The sequence below is a fragment of the Sunxiuqinia rutila genome (genome assembly GCF_050589705.1).
GTDB lineage: Bacteria > Bacteroidota > Bacteroidia > Bacteroidales > Prolixibacteraceae > Sunxiuqinia > Sunxiuqinia rutila.
In genome coordinates, this window is record NZ_JBNGOT010000001.1 from 237,125 (window position 1) to 257,939 (window position 20,815).

Annotated in this window: 10 protein-coding genes; 8 read left to right on the top strand and 2 right to left on the bottom strand. The window is 45.0% G+C overall.

Annotated elements, in window-relative coordinates:
- Positions 1–138: 138 nt before the first annotated feature.
- Entirely contained in the window at positions 139–3,780 is a 3,642-nt protein-coding gene (dnaE, locus tag ACRD6K_RS00935) for a DNA polymerase III subunit alpha (protein ID WP_430971694.1), read from the top strand.
- A 43-nt stretch (positions 3,781–3,823) separates the two neighbouring features.
- Entirely contained in the window at positions 3,824–4,141 is a 318-nt protein-coding gene (gene trxA / locus ACRD6K_RS00940) for a thioredoxin (protein WP_299578326.1), read from the top strand.
- 106 nt (positions 4,142–4,247) lie between these two features.
- Here trxA and ACRD6K_RS00945 read toward each other — a convergent pair whose 3' ends face one another.
- The gene (locus tag ACRD6K_RS00945; protein ID WP_430971695.1) at positions 4,248–5,012 is read right to left on the bottom strand and encodes a 30S ribosomal protein S16; all 765 of its coding nucleotides are present in this window, start codon (positions 5,010–5,012) and stop codon (positions 4,248–4,250) included.
- Positions 5,013–5,617: 605 nt separating this feature from the next.
- On the opposite strand from ACRD6K_RS00945, the gene ACRD6K_RS00950 reads away from it, so the two are divergent.
- The 3 genes from ACRD6K_RS00950 (at position 5,618) to ppk1 (ending at position 10,349) form a co-directional block, all read left to right on the top strand.
- Entirely contained in the window at positions 5,618–6,334 is a 717-nt protein-coding gene (locus ACRD6K_RS00950) for a hypothetical protein (RefSeq protein WP_430971696.1), read from the top strand.
- A 115-nt stretch (positions 6,335–6,449) separates the two neighbouring features.
- Positions 6,450–7,539, top strand: a protein-coding gene (gene prfB / locus ACRD6K_RS00955; protein ID WP_299578323.1) for a peptide chain release factor 2 whose coding sequence is annotated in 2 segments (ribosomal slippage) — positions 6,450–6,512 and positions 6,514–7,539 — 1,089 coding nt in all. Because the reading frame shifts where the segments join, the coding sequence is not laid out codon by codon here.
- Between the two features lie 410 nt (positions 7,540–7,949).
- Entirely contained in the window at positions 7,950–10,349 is a 2,400-nt protein-coding gene (gene ppk1 / locus ACRD6K_RS00960) for a polyphosphate kinase 1 (RefSeq protein WP_430971697.1), read from the top strand.
- A gap of 91 nt (positions 10,350–10,440) precedes the next feature.
- On the opposite strand, the gene ACRD6K_RS00965 is transcribed toward ppk1, so the two are convergent.
- Positions 10,441–11,229 (bottom strand): outer membrane protein assembly factor BamD, encoded by a 789-nt coding sequence (locus tag ACRD6K_RS00965; RefSeq protein WP_430971698.1) that lies wholly within the window; start codon positions 11,227–11,229, stop codon positions 10,441–10,443.
- A 458-nt stretch (positions 11,230–11,687) separates the two neighbouring features.
- Here ACRD6K_RS00965 and ACRD6K_RS00970 point away from each other — a divergent pair, with 458 nt between their 5' ends.
- From ACRD6K_RS00970 to ACRD6K_RS00980, 3 genes are all read left to right on the top strand, one after another.
- Positions 11,688–12,881, top strand: coding sequence for a T9SS type B sorting domain-containing protein (locus tag ACRD6K_RS00970; protein WP_430971699.1), 1,194 nt, complete (start codon positions 11,688–11,690; stop codon positions 12,879–12,881).
- On the top strand, positions 12,878–13,876 hold the full coding sequence (locus ACRD6K_RS00975) for a PorP/SprF family type IX secretion system membrane protein (protein ID WP_430971700.1): 999 nt from the start codon (positions 12,878–12,880) through the stop codon (positions 13,874–13,876). The genes ACRD6K_RS00970 and ACRD6K_RS00975 overlap by 4 nt, the downstream gene beginning before the upstream one ends.
- Before the next feature lie 112 nt (positions 13,877–13,988).
- A complete protein-coding gene (locus ACRD6K_RS00980; RefSeq protein ID WP_430971701.1) occupies positions 13,989–20,789 on the top strand; it encodes a beta strand repeat-containing protein in 6,801 nt (2,266 codons plus the stop codon).
- Positions 20,790–20,815: the final 26 nt, after the last annotated feature.

Consider the following 20,815-nt stretch of genomic DNA (forward strand, 5'->3'; position numbering starts at 1 on the left):
TTCCTTTCAGACTGAACACGATCCTCCTTTTTAGATGTTTTATGGACAGGAGTTTCAGGAGCAAAATGAAAACCGTATTTTTAGCCCTTCGATTTTTTTAGGGGCCACGAACTTGAAGACAGATAAAACGAATTGACAATGATTCCTTTCACTCATTTACACGTACACTCACAATATTCAATATTAGATGGAGCCGCAAGCGTAAAAGGGCTTGTGGCCAAAGCCAAGGCCGATGGCATGAAGGCCCTTGCCCTGACCGATCACGGGATGATGTTTGGGATCAAGGAATTCTATGATGTTTGTAAGCGGGAAGGCGTTAAGCCCATTTTGGGATGTGAAACCTACGTGGCTTCCCGGACGATTCAGGATAAGAGCGTTAAGGTTGACCGGTCGGGAGACCACCTTATTTTGTTGGCGAAAAACCTGAAAGGTTACCGCAACCTGATTAAACTAATATCCATTGCCAGTAATGAGGGCTTTTATTACAAGCCACGTATTGATAAAAACATTCTGGAGAAATACAGCGAAGGGCTGGTTGTATCTTCGGCCTGTTTGGGGGGAGAGGTAGCGCAGCACATCATGAAATCATCGATCGAGGATGCCGAAGAAACCATTAAATGGTACAAATCGGTTTTTGGCGATGATTATTACCTGGAGCTACAACGCCATCAATCGGATGATCCGCAGCGCAATGAGGATGTGTATAAGAACCAGGTTTTGGTCAATAAGGTAATTCTCGAGCTGGCCGAAAAGTACCAGGTGAAGGTGATTGCCACCAACGATGTGCACTTTATCAATGCCGAGGATGCCGATGCGCACGACCTGCTGATTTGCTTGAATACGGGGAAAGATGTTGATGATCCCACACGGATGCGCTACACCAAGCAGGAGTGGTTTAAGACATCGGCTGAGATGAACCAGTTGTTTGCTGATGTCCCCGAATCGTTGGTGAACACCCAGGAAATTGCCGATAAAATTGAAGAGTATGAGCTGAACTCATCGCCCATTATGCCGGAGTTTCCTATTCCGGAAGAGTTTGGAACCGAAGAAGAGTATGCACAAAAATATACAGAAGAACAATTAAAAGAGGAATTTAAGGACGGTGCTTTTGAGCGCTTGGGAGGATATAAAAGTGTTCTTCGGATTAAGTTGGAGGCCGAATACCTGAAACACCTGGCCTATTTGGGAGCTCAGGAGGATTATCGCTATGGAAACCCCATTCCGGCCGATGTGAAGGAACGCTTGGATTTCGAGTTGGAAACCATTAAAACGATGGGTTTTCCGGGCTACTTCTTGATTACCCAGGATTTTATCAACGCCGCGCGGGAGATGGGGGTTTTGGTGGGCCCGGGACGGGGGTCGGCTGCTGGTGCCGCCGTTTCGTTCTGTGTCGGAATTACTAACATTGACCCCATTAAGCACGACCTGCTGTTTGAGCGTTTCCTGAACCCCGACCGGATTTCAATGCCCGATGTGGATATTGACTTTGATGATGACGGCCGACAGCTTGTGCTCGATTGGGTGACCGAAAAATATGGCCGCGACCGCGTAGCGCATATTTGTACCTTTGGAACAATGGCCACGAAGCTGGCGATTCGCGATGTGTCGCGTGTGCTGAAGCTGCCCTTGCCCGAGGCCGATCGCCTGGCGAAGTTGGTGCCTGAGGCTCCTAAAATGAGTTTCGTCAAGGCGTATAAGGAAAGTCCGGAACTTCGGAATGAAAAGAAATCGGATAACCCCCTGATCGCTTCAACCCTAAAATTTGCCGAAACGCTTGAAGGCTCGGTTCGGCAGACCGGGGTGCATGCCTGTGGGATTTTGATTGGACGTGATCCGCTGGATGAGCACATTCCCTTGATGCCCACCAAGGAGGAAGATTTATACACCACCCAGTACGATGGGCGTTATGTAGAAGATATTGGATTGCTGAAGATGGACTTTTTGGGGCTGAAAACCCTGTCCATTATCAAGGAGACTTTAGAGAATATCCGCTTGTCGCGCAAGTTGGAGGTGGATATTGATGCCATCCCAGGCGATGATGAAAAGACCTTTGAGCTTTTTAGCCGGGGCGATACGACAGCTATTTTCCAGTTTGAATCCCCCGGGATGAAAAAGCACTTGCGTAACCTGAAGCCCAACCGTTTTGAGGATTTGGTGGCCATGAACGCCCTTTATCGTCCGGGGCCAATGGAATACATCCCCGATTTCATTGATCGGAAACACGGTCGCAAGCAAGTGCAATATGACCATCCGATGATGGAGAAATACCTGAAAGACACCTATGGAATTACGGTGTTCCAGGAGCAGGTGATGTTACTGTCGCGACACTTGGCCAACTTTACGCGCGGTGACTCAGATTCACTGCGTAAGGCAATGGGTAAGAAGATTAAGGCCATGATGGATAAGCTGAAAGTGAAGTTTATCGATGGCTGTAAAGCAAACGCGAAGTTTGTTGAGGGCTGTGAGGAAATGAACAAGGAGCCCGAAGTGATTATTGAGAAGATTTGGAAAGACTGGGAGGCCTTTGCATCCTATGCCTTTAACAAGTCGCACTCGGTGTGTTATGCACATATTGCTTATCAAACCGGTTACCTCAAAGCGCACTTCCCTGCTGAGTTTATGGCGGCGAACATGAGTCGAAACCTGAGTAATATTGTGGATATTACCAAGCTCATGGAGGAGTCAAAACGGATGGGCATAAATGTGTTGGGGCCTGATGTGAACGAGAGTTTCAATAAGTTTATGGTAAACCCCGAAGGCGATGTTCGTTTCGGAATGGCCGCCATTAAAGGGGTAGGAGCAGGTGCTGTGTTCGACATCGTAAAAGCCCGTGAAGGCGGCTTGTTTACCTCGGTGTTCGACTTTGTGGAGCGCGTTAACCTGCATACCGTTAATAAAAAGAATATTGAAGGCTTAGCCATGGCCGGTGCTTTTGATAGTTTTGGGCTGAAACGCAGTCAGTTTTTTGCCAGCATGGCCGAGAATGAACCCACTTTTCTGGAGCGGCTGACCCGCTACGGACAACAAATGCAGCTGGAAAGCAACAATGCCCAGCAGTCGCTGTTTGGTGAAATTATGTCGGCACAAGCTGTAAAAACCCCCGATATTCCAGACGTTCCCGAATGGCCCAAAATCGTTCTGCTGGAGAAGGAAAAAGCCTTGATTGGGATTTACCTTTCGGCCCATCCCCTGGATGACTTCAGGCTGGAGGTTGATAATTTTACCAGCAACGAATTCTCCTTGAAGGATCTGAATAACAACATTGAAGCGCTGAGAGGGAAGGAGCTAACTTTTGCCGGAATGGTGACCGAAAGCCGCGAAGCAGTTGGTAAGACCGGCAAACCATTTAGCACCATGACCCTGGCAGATTATACTGATTCTTATACCTTTTTCTTTTTTGGAAAGAACTATGTAGAATTTTCGAAATACTGTAAAACAGGGCTTTTCCTGATGGTGAAGGGGCAGGTTCAGCCACGTTTTAACTCCGATATGCTGGAGTTCAAAATTCGAACCATCGAGCTGTTGTCAGAAATCCGAAAGAACAACATCAAGTCGGTGACCTTGCAGTTGCCCTTGCAGAAAGTTACCCCGGATTTGATTCAGGAGATTGAAAACATCAGCATTAAGAACAAGGGGAAAGCCTTGTTGCGATTTAATATCTGGGATGCAGAAACAAAAAGTATGGTCAACCTGTTTTCTAGAAATACTCGCGTGGAAATGACGCATGAGCTGGAAGATTTTTTCCGGAAGCATGATTCGTTAACTTTTAAAATAAATTAGCTTTGCAGGCTTAAATAGAATAATAGATTAAAAAATATTGATTATGGCACAAGAAGTAAATGATGCAAATTTTGAAGAAATTGTTCTTCAGTCAGACAAACCGGTTTTAGTTGATTTTTGGGCAGAATGGTGTGGCCCTTGCCGCATGGTTGCTCCTGTAGTTGAAGAATTGTCACAGGATTATGAAGGGAAATTGTTGGTTACAAAAGTTGATGTAGACAGCAACCCGGAAACAGCCATGAAATTTGGTATTCGCAACATTCCTACAATTTTGTTTTTCAAAGGTGGAGAGATTGTTGACAAGCACGTTGGTGCAGCACCAAAAGCCGCTTTGGCATCTAAGGTTGATGCGATTCTTTAAGACAACAAAGAAATCGATAACATAGAAAAGGGGCTCAACTTATTTCAGTTGAGCCCCTTTTTATTTGGGAATTGTTTTGTCTTTTTCAGACCAGGGAAAAAAATGCTTACTCAGCTTTTTTCTCTTCTGTTTCGTCAGTAGCAGGTGCTTCTGCTTGAGGAGCTTCCTCTGCAGCAGCTTCTTCAGCTACAACTTCTTCTTCTGCTTCTTCAGGAGCGTTAGCTGCTTCAGCTTCGGCTGCCAGTTCGGCATCACGCTTTGCAATTGCGGCAGCCCGGTCGGCGTTCACTTTTGCTTCAGCTTCCAATTGTTTGGCTTTTAACGAATCAGCATCTTGGTTCAGACGATCTTTTTTCGCTTGAATTTTAGCTTCTTTGTCAGCTAACCAAGCGTTAAAACGACGTTCTGCTTCTGCTTCGTCGAAAGCACCTTTGGCAACACCACCCATAAGGTGTTTCTTGTACAATACTCCTTTGTAAGATAAAATAGCTCTTACAGTGTCTGTTGGCTGAGCACCTTTTGTAAGCCAGTCTAAAGCTTTATCAAAATCAAGATCGATCGTAGCAGGATTTGTATTTGGGTCATAAGATCCAATCCTTTCAATTAAACGACCATCTCGTGGTGCCCTGCTATCAGCTACCACAATGTGGTAGAATGCTAAACGTTTGCGACCATGTCGCTGCAATCTGATTTTTGCTGGCATGTGAATTAATTTTAATTGATAACAATTTCTAATTGTGGCGCAAAGATATACTTTTATTTTTTTAAATGAAACATTCTTTTCTTGAGTTTTAAAAGATAACTGCCCGATAGAGAAGCCAAAATTGCAAGAAAGGGGCTCGGTCTGAAGCGGTTTATGAATTGCTGACAATGAGCTGGTAGTCTGGAAACATCGGGAATAATACTACTCTGGCTGCTTGCTTTGGTAGGGATAAAGTCCGGTTCAGGAATTCAAAGGGATGTTAATTGCAACTGGTGGAAGGAAAAGAGCCTCTTGACGGCCATGCTGCATTTAATCAAAAGGAGGATGGATTTCCGGCGTCAAATCTGAGAAAGAAATATTGAGTCATAATCGCTGTAGTCCAGGCAAAAGACAAACTGGCTGTATGCAACAAAGCCAGCATAAGGCTTGTTCTTAAAAATAAGATGTGTTTCGAAGACAGTTTGATGATTAACTTTTCAAAATATATAGCGTGCTCGTGTGTTTAAACCTGAGGGGCACCTGAAAAAGTTGAGGAAGGGAGCTGAAAAGTGAAAGTGCCAATATTATTTTTTTTCAGACTGAAATAATACGCATAGACTTCTTTTGTCGTTTAAGATAAGGGTGTTGGATGCAGGTACTAATGCGGCTGAAGTTTGTTTGAAAGGAGGGATTAGCGATGTTTTTCAAAAAAAAATAATTTTCCTCCGCAACCTTTTGCTGCTTGAAGCATCTATTGGAGACATTAAAACAAAATTTATAGAATTTAGAACACTATGAAAAAATTTATTCCTATTGCGGCAATTGCGATGATGTTTGGATTCGTTGCATGTGAGTCAGAAGAAGTAGCATTTGATTCTTCATCTGATGTGTTTGTGATTTCCAAAACAGTAGAGACAGAAAATGAAGTGGATACACTTTATGGATTAGCGTTGCACGTTTTTGCCAACAAGCCGATTAAAAGTGCAGGTGTAACAGCTGAAGATCAAACAGAATATACTTTAGAGGCTTTTCAAGGCTATAGTTTAGATTTCTACTACGAAACTCCCGAGAGTGAGTTTTCAACAGAGAAGCCATTGGTAGGATCATACAGCTTTGATATTCTGGCTGAATCAGCTGAAACTGAGAAGGCGGTGGATAACCTGACTGAGGATATGATTTATCCAACTGACGGAATTGTTTCAACTTTTGATGCCGAAGAGGTGAGCATGACCTTGAGCTGGACTGAAATTGAAGGTGCAGACTACGTGATTGTTAAGATGTTTGAGAATGACGAGGATCAAACTCAAGTTTATCAGTCTCAAACTCAAAAAGGCGACACGAAAGAGTTTGTGGTTAAAGGTTCAGGAGCTGGCTGGAAAGCCGATTTCACTCCGGAACTGGATGATAACTTCATCGTAGAGCTACACGCTTTTAAGTATGAGCCAGGCAAAGTAGGTGTTAATCTGCAAGCCAAAACAATCAATACGAAAGCTGTTGTTTGGAACGAGTAAAAACACAACATATCTATTTTCAAAACGGGCAGCATCCTGAAAAGGGCTGCCCGTTTTTTTATTGATTAATCCGTGGTGTTTTTCTACTTTTGTGATCAATCAAAACAGATATATCATGATTCAAAAAGAGCAGCTTAAAGAGCTTGCAGAGCGCAGAGATGCTCTGAGGAGGCATCTTTGACTACGATGCAAAATTAATTCAACTCAAAGAAGAAGAGCTTAAAACACAAGATCCGGAATTCTGGAATAACCCCAAAGAAGCAGAGGCGCAAATGAAGGCCATCAGATCCATCAAGGTGTGGACCGAAGGTTTTGAAAAGGTGGATCGGGCGCTGGATGATTTGCAGGTTCTGTATGAATTTTTTGAAGCCGACGAGGCGAGCGAAGAAGAAATTGAGGGGCAATACCAAAAAACACTTCAAGTGATTGAAGACCTGGAAACCCGCAACATGCTCCGCAAAGAAGAGGATAAGCTGGGAGCTATTTTGCGTATAAATGCTGGCGCCGGCGGTACCGAAAGTAATGACTGGGCCGATATGTTGATGCGTATGTACATGCGCTGGGGCGAAAAGGAAGGCTATAAGGTTACGGTGTCAGAATTTAATGCGGGCGATGAAGTTGGCGTTAAGAACTGTACCATTGAGTTTGAAGGCGATTATGCTTATGGCTACCTGAAAAGTGAAAACGGTGTTCACCGGCTGGTGCGCTTGTCACCCTTCAATGCCCAGAATAAGCGAATGACCTCTTTCACTTCGGTCTTTGTAGCGCCATTGGTAGACGATTCGATAGAAATCGAAATTAGTCCGGCAGACATCAGTTGGGACACCTTCCGTTCGGGAGGAGCCGGAGGGCAGAATGTAAACAAGGTCGAAACCGGAGTGCGCTTGCGACATGCTCCTACCGGCATTGTTATTGAAAACACCGAAAGCCGTTCTCAGTTAGCCAACAAAGAGAACGCCATGCGTTTGCTGAAGTCGCAACTGTATGAGTTGGAGCTTCGAAAACTGCGGGAAGCCGAGATGCAGCTTGAATCAACCAAGAAAAAAATTGAGTGGGGATCACAAATTCGGTCGTACGTTTTACAACCCTATAAAATGGTGAAAGATACCCGAACCAATTATGAAACAGGCAATGTGCAGGCTGTTTTGGATGGGGAGATCGACGGCTTTATAAAAGCCTTCCTGATGGAATTTAGTAAAGACTAATTCCGGCTATGACTTTACAGGCGGAGACCTTCTTTCGGCCTCCGCCTTTTTTAAACACCTTCTTTCAAATCCTTTGGAATTTTAGAATGCGTCTGCTTTATTGGTAATGCATAGGGGTTTGCATTTTTGCGCTTGTTGGATTAGCAGGCTACGTGAACATGATGCAGGTTTAGGGCGTTATTCGATTAGCTGCAGGCTAGGCCAGTAAAGGGGCAACTGCCCGGAAGAAAACGGGTGATCTTTTCAAAAATCAAGATTCTTTGTCGGTAAAATCAGGAGCGAAATTCTGCTGCTAAATCTTCATTTGAACGGATGCAAGAGGTGCAAAAGCAGAAAGTTTTTTGCATCTTTAGGAAAAGATCGTTTTACGCCTTCGTCCTTGCAGGCGATTTTTCTAAAACAGAAAGACTATGACGAAAATTGACAACCCATACATTAATCGCGAAATTAGCTGGCTCTCATTTAATGCGCGTGTTTTGCAGGAAGCAGAGGATCCCACGGTTCCGCTTTTGGAGCGTATTCGCTTCATTGGAATTTTTTCAAACAACCTGGATGAGTTTTTTCGCGTGCGGGTAGCTTCCGTTCGGCGAATGGTTGACTTTGGCAATGATGAAACCTTGCTTGGTGACATCAAACCGGAAGAATTGCATGAGAAGATTATGGAGATTGTGGTTTCTCACCAAAAAAGATCGCAGGAAATTTTCCGTAAAATCATTCAGGAGCTGAGGCAGGAGAATATTTTGCTGATTGATGAAAACGATTTGGAACCCGAGCAGGTCCTTTTTGTCAAAAATTACTTCAAAGAAAAGGTGCTGCCCAACCTGATTCCGATCATGCTGAGCAAGGAAAATAAGTTTCCGTACCTGCGCGACCGCTCGGTTTACCTGGCAATTAAGCTTTCGCGGAAAGAGCGTCCGGAGAAGTTCGCCTATGCCTTGATTCGCGTGCCTAATATTTCCATGTCGCGTTTTTTGGTGTTGCCGGAAAAAAACGGAAGAAAATATGTTATCCTGCTGGACGATGTCATCCGGTTCAGCCTGCCCGATATTTTCCCCTTGTTTAATTACGATCACTTTGAAGCTTACACCATCAAGGTGACGCGCGATGCCGAGCTGGACCTGGATGATGATATTTCCAAAAGCTTTGTTGAAAAGATGGAAGCCAGCTTGAAAAAGCGGAAGGTGGGAACGCCTGTTCGCTTGTTGTACGATAAGGAGATTCCGGAGGACTTGCTCAATTTCATTATTAAAAAGATGAAGCTCGATCCGGATAACCAGGTGCCGGGTGGAAAATATCATAACCATAAAGACTTTATGGATTTCCCGGAGATTGGAAAACCCGAGCACTATTACAAACGGCTAACGCCGATTCGGCATAAGTCCCTGAAGCAGCACGAAAGCATTTTGAAAAAGCTGAGGCGCAAGGATATCATGCTGCATTATCCTTATCAAAGTTTCACGCACTTTTTGGACTTGCTTCGCGAAGCCGCAATTGACCCAAAAGTTAAAGAAATTGGAATAACCATTTACCGGGTTGCCAGCAACTCACGAGTGGTTAATGCCTTGCTGAACGCCATTAGAAATGGGAAAAAAGTGACGGTGGTTATTGAATTGCAGGCCCGGTTTGATGAAGAAGCCAATATTTACTGGTCAAACAAACTGCAGGAAGAAGGAGCCCATGTGGTGAACGGTGTGCCCGGCTTGAAGGTGCACAGCAAGGTGGCCTGGATTCGACGAAGGGAGAAAAACGCCTTCCGGAATTATGCTTATGTGGGAACTGGTAACTTCCATGAAGGCACGGCGCGGGTGTATGGAGATGATGGATTAATGACGGCTGATCCCAGGATTGCTGATGAAGTTGCTCGTTTGTTTAGCTTTTTTAAGCATAATTACCGAATCAGCAACTACAAACATTTGGTGGTGAGTCCGTTTTCAATGCGCAGTTTTTTTACCGATAAGATTGATCGTGAAATAGCCCTTGCCAAATCGGGAAAACGAGGGTACATGCTGCTTAAAATGAACAGCCTGATAGATCCGGAAATGATGGATAAATTGTATGAGGCTGCGCGTGCGGGCGTTGAAGTTCGGTTGATTGTTCGCGGCATTTTCGGACTGCTGACCGAGCTGAATGATGTGCATGAAAACATTGAGGCTATCAGTATTGTTGATAAATACCTTGAGCACTCCCGGATTTTCTTGTTCGGAAATGGTGGTGATGAGCAAGTCTTTATTTCATCAGCCGATTGGATGCCACGAAACTTAAACCGAAGAATTGAAGTGGCTTGCCCAATTTACGATCCGGACCTGAAAGCAGAACTGCGGGAAATGCTTAAAATACAGCTGCGTGATAATACCAAGTCCCGGATTCTGGATAATGATCTGACCAATACTTATAATCGGCAGGATATGGAAGGACGGTTTCGCGCACAGGAAGATTATTATCAATACATTAAAGAAAAACACCAAGTAGTCATGAGAATCTACCATAATCCAAGATGCTCGAAGAGCCGAGCCGGGTTGAAATACCTGGAAGAAAACGGCTATCAGATTGATGTGAAAAATTACCTGAAAGAGGGTATTAGTCCCGAGGAAATTAAGTCGATTCTGTCCAAGTCGGGCATGACGCCTTTTGAGCTGGTCAGAACCCATGAAAGTTTGTATAAACAAGAATACAAGGGGAAAACGATTTCGGATGAAGAGTGGATCGAAATTCTATCCAAAAATCCGCAATTGCTGCATCGACCAATTGTTATTAACGGGCGTAAGGCAATTTTGGCTCAGCCTCCCGAATTGATTGAAAAAATCCGCTAATCGGTTGATGATTAAAGTAAGAATAGTCTTTTTCAGGCACGGTTTGAATCAATGCAAAGCTGCCTGAAAAAGACTTTCGCTTCAACTGGTGTTAGCCCACCTTGTTTTGAAGCGATTGAATTTCCTTTTCAAGTTTGGCTTTCCGTTTTAACGCTTTTGACAAGGCCAGGGCATCTTTAATGGCCTGTTTGTCATAGTCCTCCAAAATGATGTAGTAATAGCGCGAGCCTAAGAACACCGCTTTTAAGTTACGATCGGCATGTTCGGCAATAAAGGCAATGACACCATTATCTGCCCCGTCGCGGTAGGTGACTTTCTCCCATTTTGTTTCCATAAAATCACTGCGATGATTGAGCACATTGTCCAAAGGTACTTTCTTCGTTTTGGCCTGAATGTCGTTGTCGTAAACCCGTAGTCCTGTATGCTCAAGCCATTGTTCTCCATAGTAGTTGCTTGAAATGTATAAATCGCCCCGCTCATCCAAATGAACCTGGATAAAGGATTTGTTCCAGCGTCGCTTAAATTGCTGGCGTTTGTGGATGTATTGCGTATAGCGGTCAAACTCGGTCTTTTCAGTCACAAACTTATTTTCCAGTTCTTGCAGGGTGACTTTTAAGGAGTCCATCTCGTCTTGTTTTTTATAAAACAGGTCACCATAAATTTTCTTCCTGAATTTGTCGGCCTCCACCATTGCCTGAATGGCCCCTTTGTATTTCAATTGCAAGGTGTCCAACTGCTGCAGGGCTTCGGTTGTATCTCCATTTTGGTACAAACGCTCAGCAAATGAAAGTCGTTCAGCTGCCAGTTCTTTTTCTGATTTTCCGCAGGAAAACAACAGGATGGCAAGGGCTGTGATCAGAAAAACTCGATTCAGAATCATGGATAAATGCATTTATAAGTTTCTTCGTACATTCAATTCTTCAAAGAAAATTAATAATTGTCAGGATGGAAACAAATTCCGTCCCTTTTTTAAGTTGCCGGGCTTTCCGGAGGTGTGCAATGCCTTGTTGAATGGGTAGAAGAATGATAAGAGCGCATTTCGTGAATTGACTTTTACGGAGGAATTGCTTCTCTGTCAATCCTGTATTTCTGCATTCCTTCTTTAGATATGATCATATGATTGTAATTATTCGGCTTTAATTCGAAAATAGGACAGTTTAGATTGAGAAATTCCGCTTCGTGTGTTTCGTGTAATTAAGAATAGGTATTACTTGATGCACAACTCTATCTTTGTCATTGCTTTAGGGTCTGGAAATCAATATAAAAGGGCTGTCGGGATTCGGTGAAATGCTTGCTTGACGCTTTTTTTCAGACCTGTGCTCAATAAAGGGATGAAGAATGCGATTGTTTAATTTTTTACTCGCTGGACTGCTTGTGCTAACCATTGGCGTTTATGCAGATACCGGGGATTTGAATGAAGAAAAGGGGGGTGTGAAGATTCAGGAGTTGGATCTCTATGTGGCTGAAGAAAGCTCAATTTGCTTTGACGGCGATGTGCTTCTGGATGAAACAGCCAGCCTTACAAACCAAGGAACGGTTTATTTTCATGCGACCTCTCCGGCTACGGTTACTTTCTCAGGTAAGCACCTGGGCGATGGCAGCTTTGTCTTTGCAGGCAATTCCGATATTGATCTTGACGGATTTGGTTCCAGCTTAGGATCGTTTAGAATGGATAAGCCAGAAGGAGACGTTTTTCTGAATGGTGATCTGTTTATTCATAACTCACTCGTTTTGACTTCGGGAGTGGTCCATATTTCGAATGAAAGTTTATTTAAAATAGTTAATGCTGCAGCGGATGCCGTGATGTTCTCCAATTCGGCTAACAATGCCAGTTATGTCGATGGCAAATTGATTCGTGAAGTATTGCCTGGCGATACGTACTGGTTTCCGGTAGGTGATGACTATGCTTTTCATCCGTTGTTTATCAGCGATGCGAAAAACGGCGGAACGGTTGATGTGTTGTTTGACGGAGCTCTTTTTGCCGATGCGGCAAGCATGATTAATGATCCGAATGTGCGCAAGATTGAGCCTTGGGGATGGCAGGTGTTCTCTGAAAGCTCTACCCCGAACAGGTTTACTGTTGGGCAATCCATGTTCGATGCGTTTCAAAATATCTTAGGAGTTGACGACTACAGCATGCTTTACGCCCGAGCCGATGATTTTCTTTTCAAGGATTATTCGATTGATTATGAGTCGCGGCGGGTTAATGATTTCTACTTGCTGGGTAACACCAAAAACTCATCCGGCTTTTATGGCCAGGCCTGTGCTTCTGTTTTGGAACTGGTCAATTTCATTCTTCTTGACGGGATGTCTTATTCTGTTTTTGAAGTACCCAATATTTCCAGGTATTCTCAAATTGAACTGGAGGTTTACAACCGCTGGGGAGCCATGGTGTACAAAAATCAGAACTATCAGAATGACTTGGATTTTGCTCATTATACCCCAGGAACCTACTACTATCAAATGACCTTGTGGACGGGAGATTCCCCTTTCGTTGTTCGAAATGTGGTTGAAGTAAAAAGCAGCAAATGATCCGGAAAATTCGATACATGGTTTTAGGCCTGATGCTGCTTGTGCAAAGTCAGCAATCGACCGCCCAGGAAATGATGCATTTGCAATCGGTTGTTAAGCAGGAGTTCATTAATCCGGCCTATAATTCCTTCAAGGATTATATTTCGATCAACCTGATCAGCCGGCTTCAATGGGTGAGCTTGCCTTATCATCCCGAGGTTTTTGGAACCAACGTTTACATCCCTTTTCGCTTCAAGCGCCTTGGGCTGAATGCAACCTTGATGCGCGAAAACATCGGCCTCCGAAAAATCAACTCGCTTGATCTTAGCTTGTCGAGCAATGTAAAAGTATCGCCTAAAGGCTTTTTGGCTTTTGGTTACGGCATCGGTATAAAAAGTACTTCTTACCGCACCGAGGACATTATAACCTCTTATGATGATGAATACCTGCTGGATCATGAAATATGGGGAACCGATCGGTTTACAACTAAGTTGGGGGCCTTTTATATGAACGACTTTATGTTTGCCGGGCTGAGTGCCAACATGCTTGTTGATAAAACCTGGAATGAGGAACTGGTTATTTATCCCAGTTGGGACCTGATCCTGGGAGCCATGTATCAAATCAACCGGGATGTTCTTTTCCGGCCCGATCTGGTGGTCAAGTACTACCGGGGGGCTACTCAGCAGGTGAACGAAGGAGAGGTTTCCAATGGCTATGCGGCTCCGGTCTTCGACCTGGCGGTCAACTTTTTATTCAAAGATCGGATTTGGGCAGGCCTGAGTTATCGTTTGAATATGGCTTTAACGACTTCATTATCACTAAAAGTCAATAAAAACCTGATGGTGGGATATACTTACGAATATGGTGTTGGAAAAGGAGTTAATCAGTTCAGTTCACACGGGCTGAGCCTTTCCTATAGTTTCAGTCAAAAAGCGGTGCTGTATAATTATCAGCGGAAAGCTGCTGTTCGGCACCGGATAGGCGAGGTAGTCAACCGGAATAACTTATACCGGTAGCAGTTGCCTTAGTGCTTGAAATTGTGTGGTTTATCCAGACGTTTGGAATGAAAGTAAATTTTTGAAAATAGAAGTGTTTGTGCAGAAAATTAAAAGATAATTAGATAGGCTTATGAGAAATGTTTACGTTTTGCTGATTGTTATATTGCAACTTACATGCATGGGCGTTAATGCTCAGGATGGAGGGGTCAGTATTGGTAAAGGGAATGTTCCTGCGAATTCAAAGGCAATTCTTGAATTATATTCGGAAAGCAAAGGACTTTTAATTCCTCGCCTGACCACGGATCAGCGCTTAAGAATGTTTAATGGAAACGATTCATCGGCGAAAGGCCTGTTGGTGTTCGATAGCCAGGAAAATCAGTTCTATTTCTGGAGTGGCCTTGGCTGGAATACCATTTCAAGTGAATTGTCAGCCATTCAGCTTGGCACAACCAATCCGACAGGAAATGTTGCTGAAGGGCAGTTGTTTTTTAACACCTCGGATGAGAATTTGCTGATCTACAGCAATGGTAAATGGCTTGCTGTGGGCAACAACCTTCCAACAGAGGATGGCGGTCTTCGTTTAGAAGATGGGCAGATGTTGGTAGGCGTAGACGGAACAGCCAAAGGCGTGGACAAAACCGCAATTTCGCTTACGGATTTTGGCTCGGCTGAAACGAATTTATTGATGGACGGAAACCGGATTAGCCAACTGGCCGACCCGGTAGATGCAGCAGATGCGGCAACCAAGAAATATGTTGATGAAGCAGCTCAGGAATCACAAACACTGAGCTTGGATGGAACTATCCTGTCAATTTCGGGTGCCACCCAAAACCAGGTTGACCTGAAGAATGCTTTAAGTGAAGACGATAAGCCTGTCATTCACGATTCTTCATTACAAGGCGATGGCTCCAGCTCAAACCCCTTAGGGCTGGCCAGTCGTGCTGTCGGTACTTCTAACCTGAAAGGGCAAGGCTCGGTACTAAACCCCGGAACTCCGGGCAATGTTTTGCAATCAAATGGCGACGGAACTTTCTCCTGGAAGGATCTTTCTCAGGGAGTGCTGGTTGATGCCTCTGAACTTACGCTTCCTTCCGGTCAGTTTTTCATTGGTAACGATTCGGGGAAGGCTACTTCAACCAAAAAAAGTAATATTCCCTTGAGTGGTTTTGGCTATGCCCAGTCCAATGTTTCGATGGGGGGCTACCGAATGACTGATTTGTCGAATCCTTCGGAAAACCGGGATGCGGCAAATAAAGAATACGTGGATGGTCAGGTGGAGCGGTACATCAAACCGCAAACCTTAAGCCTGGACGGGAATCAGGATTTGACAATCTCTGAAGGAAACACCATTAGCCTGGCTAATTTGTACCAATCTTTAAGTTTGAATGGGACGATTATTTCCATTTCAGGTCCGCGCGGAAGTCATGTTGACTTAGCGGCTATTTTGAATAATGGCGATGGCGGCTTGAGCAATGTTGTTCATGACAATAGCTTGCATGGCGATGGAACTTATTCCAACCCGTTGGGCTTGTCCTCCGGTTCCGTAGGTGCTTCAAGCCTCAAGGGAAGTGGCGGTTCTTTGTCGCCGGGCATTTATGGGCACGTTCTGCAGTCAAACGGCGATGGTTCTTTTTCCTGGAAAGACATCTCATCAGGAGTGTCGGTTAATCCTTCTGATCTGACCTTGGGGAATGGTTTGTTCTATGTTGGTAGTGCGGCAGGAAAAGCCGAGGCAACCAGCAAAAGTGCCATTCCGTTAAGTGGTTTTGGTGCCCCAGTCAGCAACATTTCCATGGGAGGGCATACCCTGACGAATCTTGCGGTTCCTGCCAACGCGACTGATGCAGCCACCAAGCAGTATGTGGATAATCAACTGAACTCAATACCCGGCGCAACAACCACGGATGACGGTTTATTAAGTGCTTCGGATAAAGGGAAGCTTGATGGAATCAGCGGAACCAACACAGGTGATCAAAGCCTGATTCTGTCAGGAACGAATTTAAGTATATCGAATGGCAATACGGTTGACCTGTCTGCTTTGGGCGGTGGCGGAAGCATTACTTCTGTAACCACCGAAAATGGCTTGACCGGTGGGGGTGCTTCCGGAGATTTAACCTTAGGACTAGCCTCAGTTGGTGACCAAACAATTTTAGGAAATAACTCGGGTGCTTCGGCCGTTCCGGTTCCTTTGTCTTCGACAGTTATTAAGTCAATGCTGGCTTTGGCAAAGGCTGATGTGGGGCTGGACCAGGTGGACAACACCAGTGATTTGAATAAACCCATAAGCAATGCCACTCAAACGGCATTGGATGGTAAACTGGATAAAAATCCGGCTATTACCGGAGACACAAAAACTAAGATAACTTACGATAATAACGGTTTGGTGATTGCCGGGGCCGATGCCACAACGGCTGATATCGCTCCATCGACGGACAGAAGGTATGTGACAGATACACAGTTGAATCTGATTACCAACATGAGTGGAACCAATTCAGGCGATCAAAGCCTGAGCCTCAGCGGAACCAATTTAAGTATTTCCGGTGGCAATACGGTTGACCTGTCTGGTTTGGGCGGTGGCGGAAGCATTACTTCTGTAACGACTGAAAATGGCTTGACCGGCGGAGGGGCTTCGGGAGATTTAACAGTAGGTCTTGCGCCCGTTGGTGATAAAACAATTCTGGGAAATAGCTCGGGCGCTTCGGCTACCCCGGTTGCTTTGTCGTCTACAGTTATCAAATCGATGCTGGAACTAAGTAAAGCCGATGTAGGATTGGGACAGGTTGATAATACCAGTGACTTGAATAAGCCGGTAAGTAATGCTACACAAACGGCTTTAGACAGCAAGCTGGATAAGAATTCGGCCATTATTGGAGCTACCAAAACGAAGATTACCTACGATGCCAATGGTTTGGTAACTGCAGGAGAGGATGCTACAACAGCTGATATTGCTTCATCAACAGATAAACGCTATGTGACCGATGCGCAGTTGGCGACACTTGCTAATACCAGTGGCACCAATACTGGTGATCAGGATTTATCGGGCTATGCGAAGAAGACTGAAGTATTGACTCTGAATAATACCACGGCTTTTACGCCCTCGGCTGATTATGAGCCTGCAACGAAAAAATATGTGGATGACAATATTGCCTCGGCTGGTGGCGGCGATATGCTGAAAACAGTTTATGATGCAAAAGGAATTCTGGAGCAGCTGGTTGGTGAAACGGCTACACAAACCCTTACGAATAAAACCTTGGATAGCCCGGTGATCAATTCGCCGGTAGGAATTACAAAGGCTGATGTCGGTTTGTCAAATGTCGATAACACCAGCGACATGGATAAGCCGGTGAGTACAGCTACTCAAACAGCTTTGGACAATAAGCTGGATAAAAATCCGGCCATTGTTGGTGCCACTAAAACAAAAATTACCTACGATGCCAATGGCTTGGTAACTGCCGGTGAAGATGCGACAACAGCTGATATTGCATCATCAACAGATAAGCGTTATGTTACCGATGCGCAGCTGGCCATTCTGGCTAATACAAGTAATGTGAATACAGGCGACCAGGACTTAAGTCCTTATGCGCTGAAAACTGATGTGCTTGCTGCGGTTGCGCACGATGAAACGCTAAGTGGTAACGGAACGACTTTGAGTCCGCTGAAAATTGCACCGAACGCAGTTGGTGCTGGCGGCTTAAAGGGATCTGGTAGTGCTGCGTTGGAAAATGGTTCCTCGGGCAGCGTGCTCCAGTCCAATGGTGATGGCACGTTTTCATGGATGGATATTTCCGATGGGATAGCAGCCGATCCTTCAAGCTTATCTTTGGGGCTGGGACAGTTTTATGTTGGAAATGCCGCAGGAAAGGCTGAGGCAACCTCAAAAAATATAATTCCTTTGAGTGGCTTTGGAGCAGCTGCGGCTGCCCTCGATCTGGGAAGTCAGCGGATTACTAACTTGGCTGAGCCATTGGCCTTGACTGATGCGGCCACTAAAAACTATGTTGATGGAACAATTGACGGAGCGTTGACGCCTACATCGGTTGATGCTTCGGGAACAGTAAGCGGATCAAACTTGTCGGGAACCAACACCGGTGATCAGACCTTGAGTTTGTCCGGCAACAATTTAACGATTTCAGGCACGGGGAGTACTGTTGATCTTTCTGCCATTGGTGGAGGAGATATTACAGGAATCACGGCAGGAAGCGGACTTTCCGGAGGTGGTGCTTCCGGTGAAATTACCTTGGAACTGGCGTCTATTGCAAACAAAACGCTACTTGGAAATAATTCGGGAGCTTCGGCTGCCCCAACCGCATTGGATGCAACAGCTGTGAAATCTATTCTGGACTTAAGTCAGGTGGAGAACGTGGCTCTTTCAAACTGGACAGGTTCAACCAGCCTGACAACAGTAGGCACAATTACTTCCGGAACCTGGAACGGCACAGCTATTCCGGTAACACATGGAGGTACCGGAGCCACTGATGCCGAATCGGCTATCAATGCGTTATTGCCAGTAAAAACCGGAAACAGTGGCAAAGTGCTGGCAGTAAAAGCAGATGAAACAGGAGTGGAGTGGACAGAAGCTGCTTCGCCAACTTTGCCTGTGGCAACAGTTGATCAAGTGGGAGGTGTTCGGATTGGAGCCAATCTTTCCATTGATGTGGATGGTATTTTATCAGCCAATGTTAGCAGTTCACACAACCATGCTATTGATGGTTTATCCAATGTATCAATTTCGGGAAAAACCAACAACGATATCTTGCAATGGAATGCGACAGGTTCAAAATGGGTAAATCGATCGATAACAACAGCCATTCCTGAAGCATCTCCGACTAGTCCGGGACTTATTTCTGCTGAAGACAAAGCGAAGTTGGATGGCATAGAAGCGGGGGCAAATAATTTTACTTATTCTTTACCCAAGGCTTCAGGAACAAGCCTGGGAGGGATTAAAGTTGGTTCGAATCTGACCATTGATGGTGATGGTGTTCTTTCTGCCGTGGGTGGAGGAACAGGAACAGTGACAAATGTGTCGGTTGTACCTGCCAATGGCGTTAGCGGGACTGTTGCCAACGCGTCAACAACTCCTGAAATAACGCTTAGCCTGGGAGACATTACGCCAAATTCAATTACAACCGGTAGCATTTCAGCGGGCAGTATTACGACTACTGGTGATATCACAACTTCTGGAAATATCAACGGAAATGTGCCTGTTGGTAATTTGACCGGTGTGTTGCCCGTAGCAAACGGAGGTACAGGAGTGAGTGATTTAGCCAGCCTGAAGACCAATATGAATTTGAATCTGGTGGATAACACCAGCGACTTGAATAAACCCATTAGCACAGCTACACAAAGTGCTTTGGATGCTAAAATCAGTTTATCTGAAAAAGGAACTCCGAATGGAGTCGTTCCCCTGAATGTCAGTGGACAAATTGATGAAGCCTATCTGCCTGCATCAATTGTTGGAGATGTTTTCTTTCAGGGAGCGTACAATGCCTTGAACAATACACCAGCTTTGCCTGATCCTGCTTCAAGTAAAGGTTACTATTACATTGCCTCTGAAGCCGGAAGCGCTAACAGCTATAGTCTTACACTGGATGTTGGTGATTGGGTGCTGTCGGATGGTAGCAGCTGGTCAAAAATTTCAAAAGGAAGTGAAGTTGGTTCTTTTAACGGCAGAACAGGAGCAGTCACTCCCCAGGCTGGAGATTATACCACCACCATGGTTGCGGAAGGAACTAACTTGTACTATACAGATGCACGGGTAAGTGCCAACGCCACCGTGCAAGGCAAGGAAGATAAGTCAAATAAAAGTACAGATGGAACCTTGGGGACAAATTCAGATGTCCTTTTTCCGACGCAGCAAGCCGTAAAAACCTATGTTGATAATAAAGTACCTGGGTACACGGCAGCAGATGCCAATAAAGTATTAACCATCAATAGTGCCGGAAATGGGACTGAATGGGCTGCCGGAGGAAGCAGTTCATCCATTAGTTTGACAGGAGATGTGACCGGTTCAGGATCGGGAACCATTTCAACACAACTGGCAGCAGATGCGGTTACTTCGGATAAAATTGCCAACGGAACCATTGTTGCCGAAGATGTGGCCAACCAGGCAATCACCGCTATGAAGCTTGCAGGCATTGCCGGTAATGGCACGAGCGGACAATCACTAACTTCCAATGGAGCAGGAGGCTTTACCTGGCAGGGAAGCAGTGTAACGGATCTTTCATACAGTACTGATGCATCAACAGTAACGGTTGAGAGCAGCTCGGGGAATGATGCCACTTTACCTGCAGCTACTGCCACAGCTGCAGGAGTTATGCCGGCCACTGATAAAGACAAACTGGATAAAATTGCTCCGTTAGCCGGGGCGGCAGATGCCAACAAAGTACTAACGGCTAATGCCTCAGGAACAGGAGCTACTTGGAAAACCGCTTCGTCTTCAGGTGGAGGGGCTTCACAGATTTATGAGGGCGTGATTGAGCCCGGATTTTCATTTATGGCTAGAGGCTTTGGTGATTTAAATCTGATTTCCTGTGAAGTAAATACATCAATTGAGCCCGGAGGTCCAGGCTTTGTAATAACGATTCCTACAGGAACTCAACTGGAGTTTTTTCAGATCAACCTGACATCATCCTCTGTCATGAGTCAGCTGGATAACAATGGTTTTGCGCTTAAAATTATTGATATCGACAAGACGATGAATAACTCCAGTTCTTCATTCATGTTGCCACAGCTGACCCTGATGATTTTAAGCAATACACAGCCGGATGGCAGTGGTTCAATGGCTTATTACCGTGTTGCAATCAGCAATATTCAGGTCTTTAATCTGGGAGACGGAATTCTAACGCAGTGGCTGGATGCCTCTGGTTTTGGCGATGGTGTGGGAAGTACACCAGGAAGTGGTCCCGGGGTGTCTATTGCTATTAATTTCTAATGTTTTACCGACTTAAGATTATTCTG

Coding starts and splice junctions, on each gene's coding strand:
- dnaE (WP_430971694.1), top strand. CDS start 139: ATGATTCCTTTCACTCATTTACACGTACACTCACAATATTCAATATTA.
- trxA (WP_299578326.1), top strand. CDS start 3,824: ATGGCACAAGAAGTAAATGATGCAAATTTTGAAGAAATTGTTCTTCAG.
- ACRD6K_RS00950 (WP_430971696.1), top strand. CDS start 5,618: ATGAAAAAATTTATTCCTATTGCGGCAATTGCGATGATGTTTGGATTC.
- ppk1 (WP_430971697.1), top strand. CDS start 7,950: ATGACGAAAATTGACAACCCATACATTAATCGCGAAATTAGCTGGCTC.
- ACRD6K_RS00965 (WP_430971698.1), bottom strand. CDS start 11,229: ATGATTCTGAATCGAGTTTTTCTGATCACAGCCCTTGCCATCCTGTTG.
- ACRD6K_RS00970 (WP_430971699.1), top strand. CDS start 11,688: ATGCGATTGTTTAATTTTTTACTCGCTGGACTGCTTGTGCTAACCATT.
- ACRD6K_RS00975 (WP_430971700.1), top strand. CDS start 12,878: ATGATCCGGAAAATTCGATACATGGTTTTAGGCCTGATGCTGCTTGTG.
- ACRD6K_RS00980 (WP_430971701.1), top strand. CDS start 13,989: ATGAGAAATGTTTACGTTTTGCTGATTGTTATATTGCAACTTACATGC.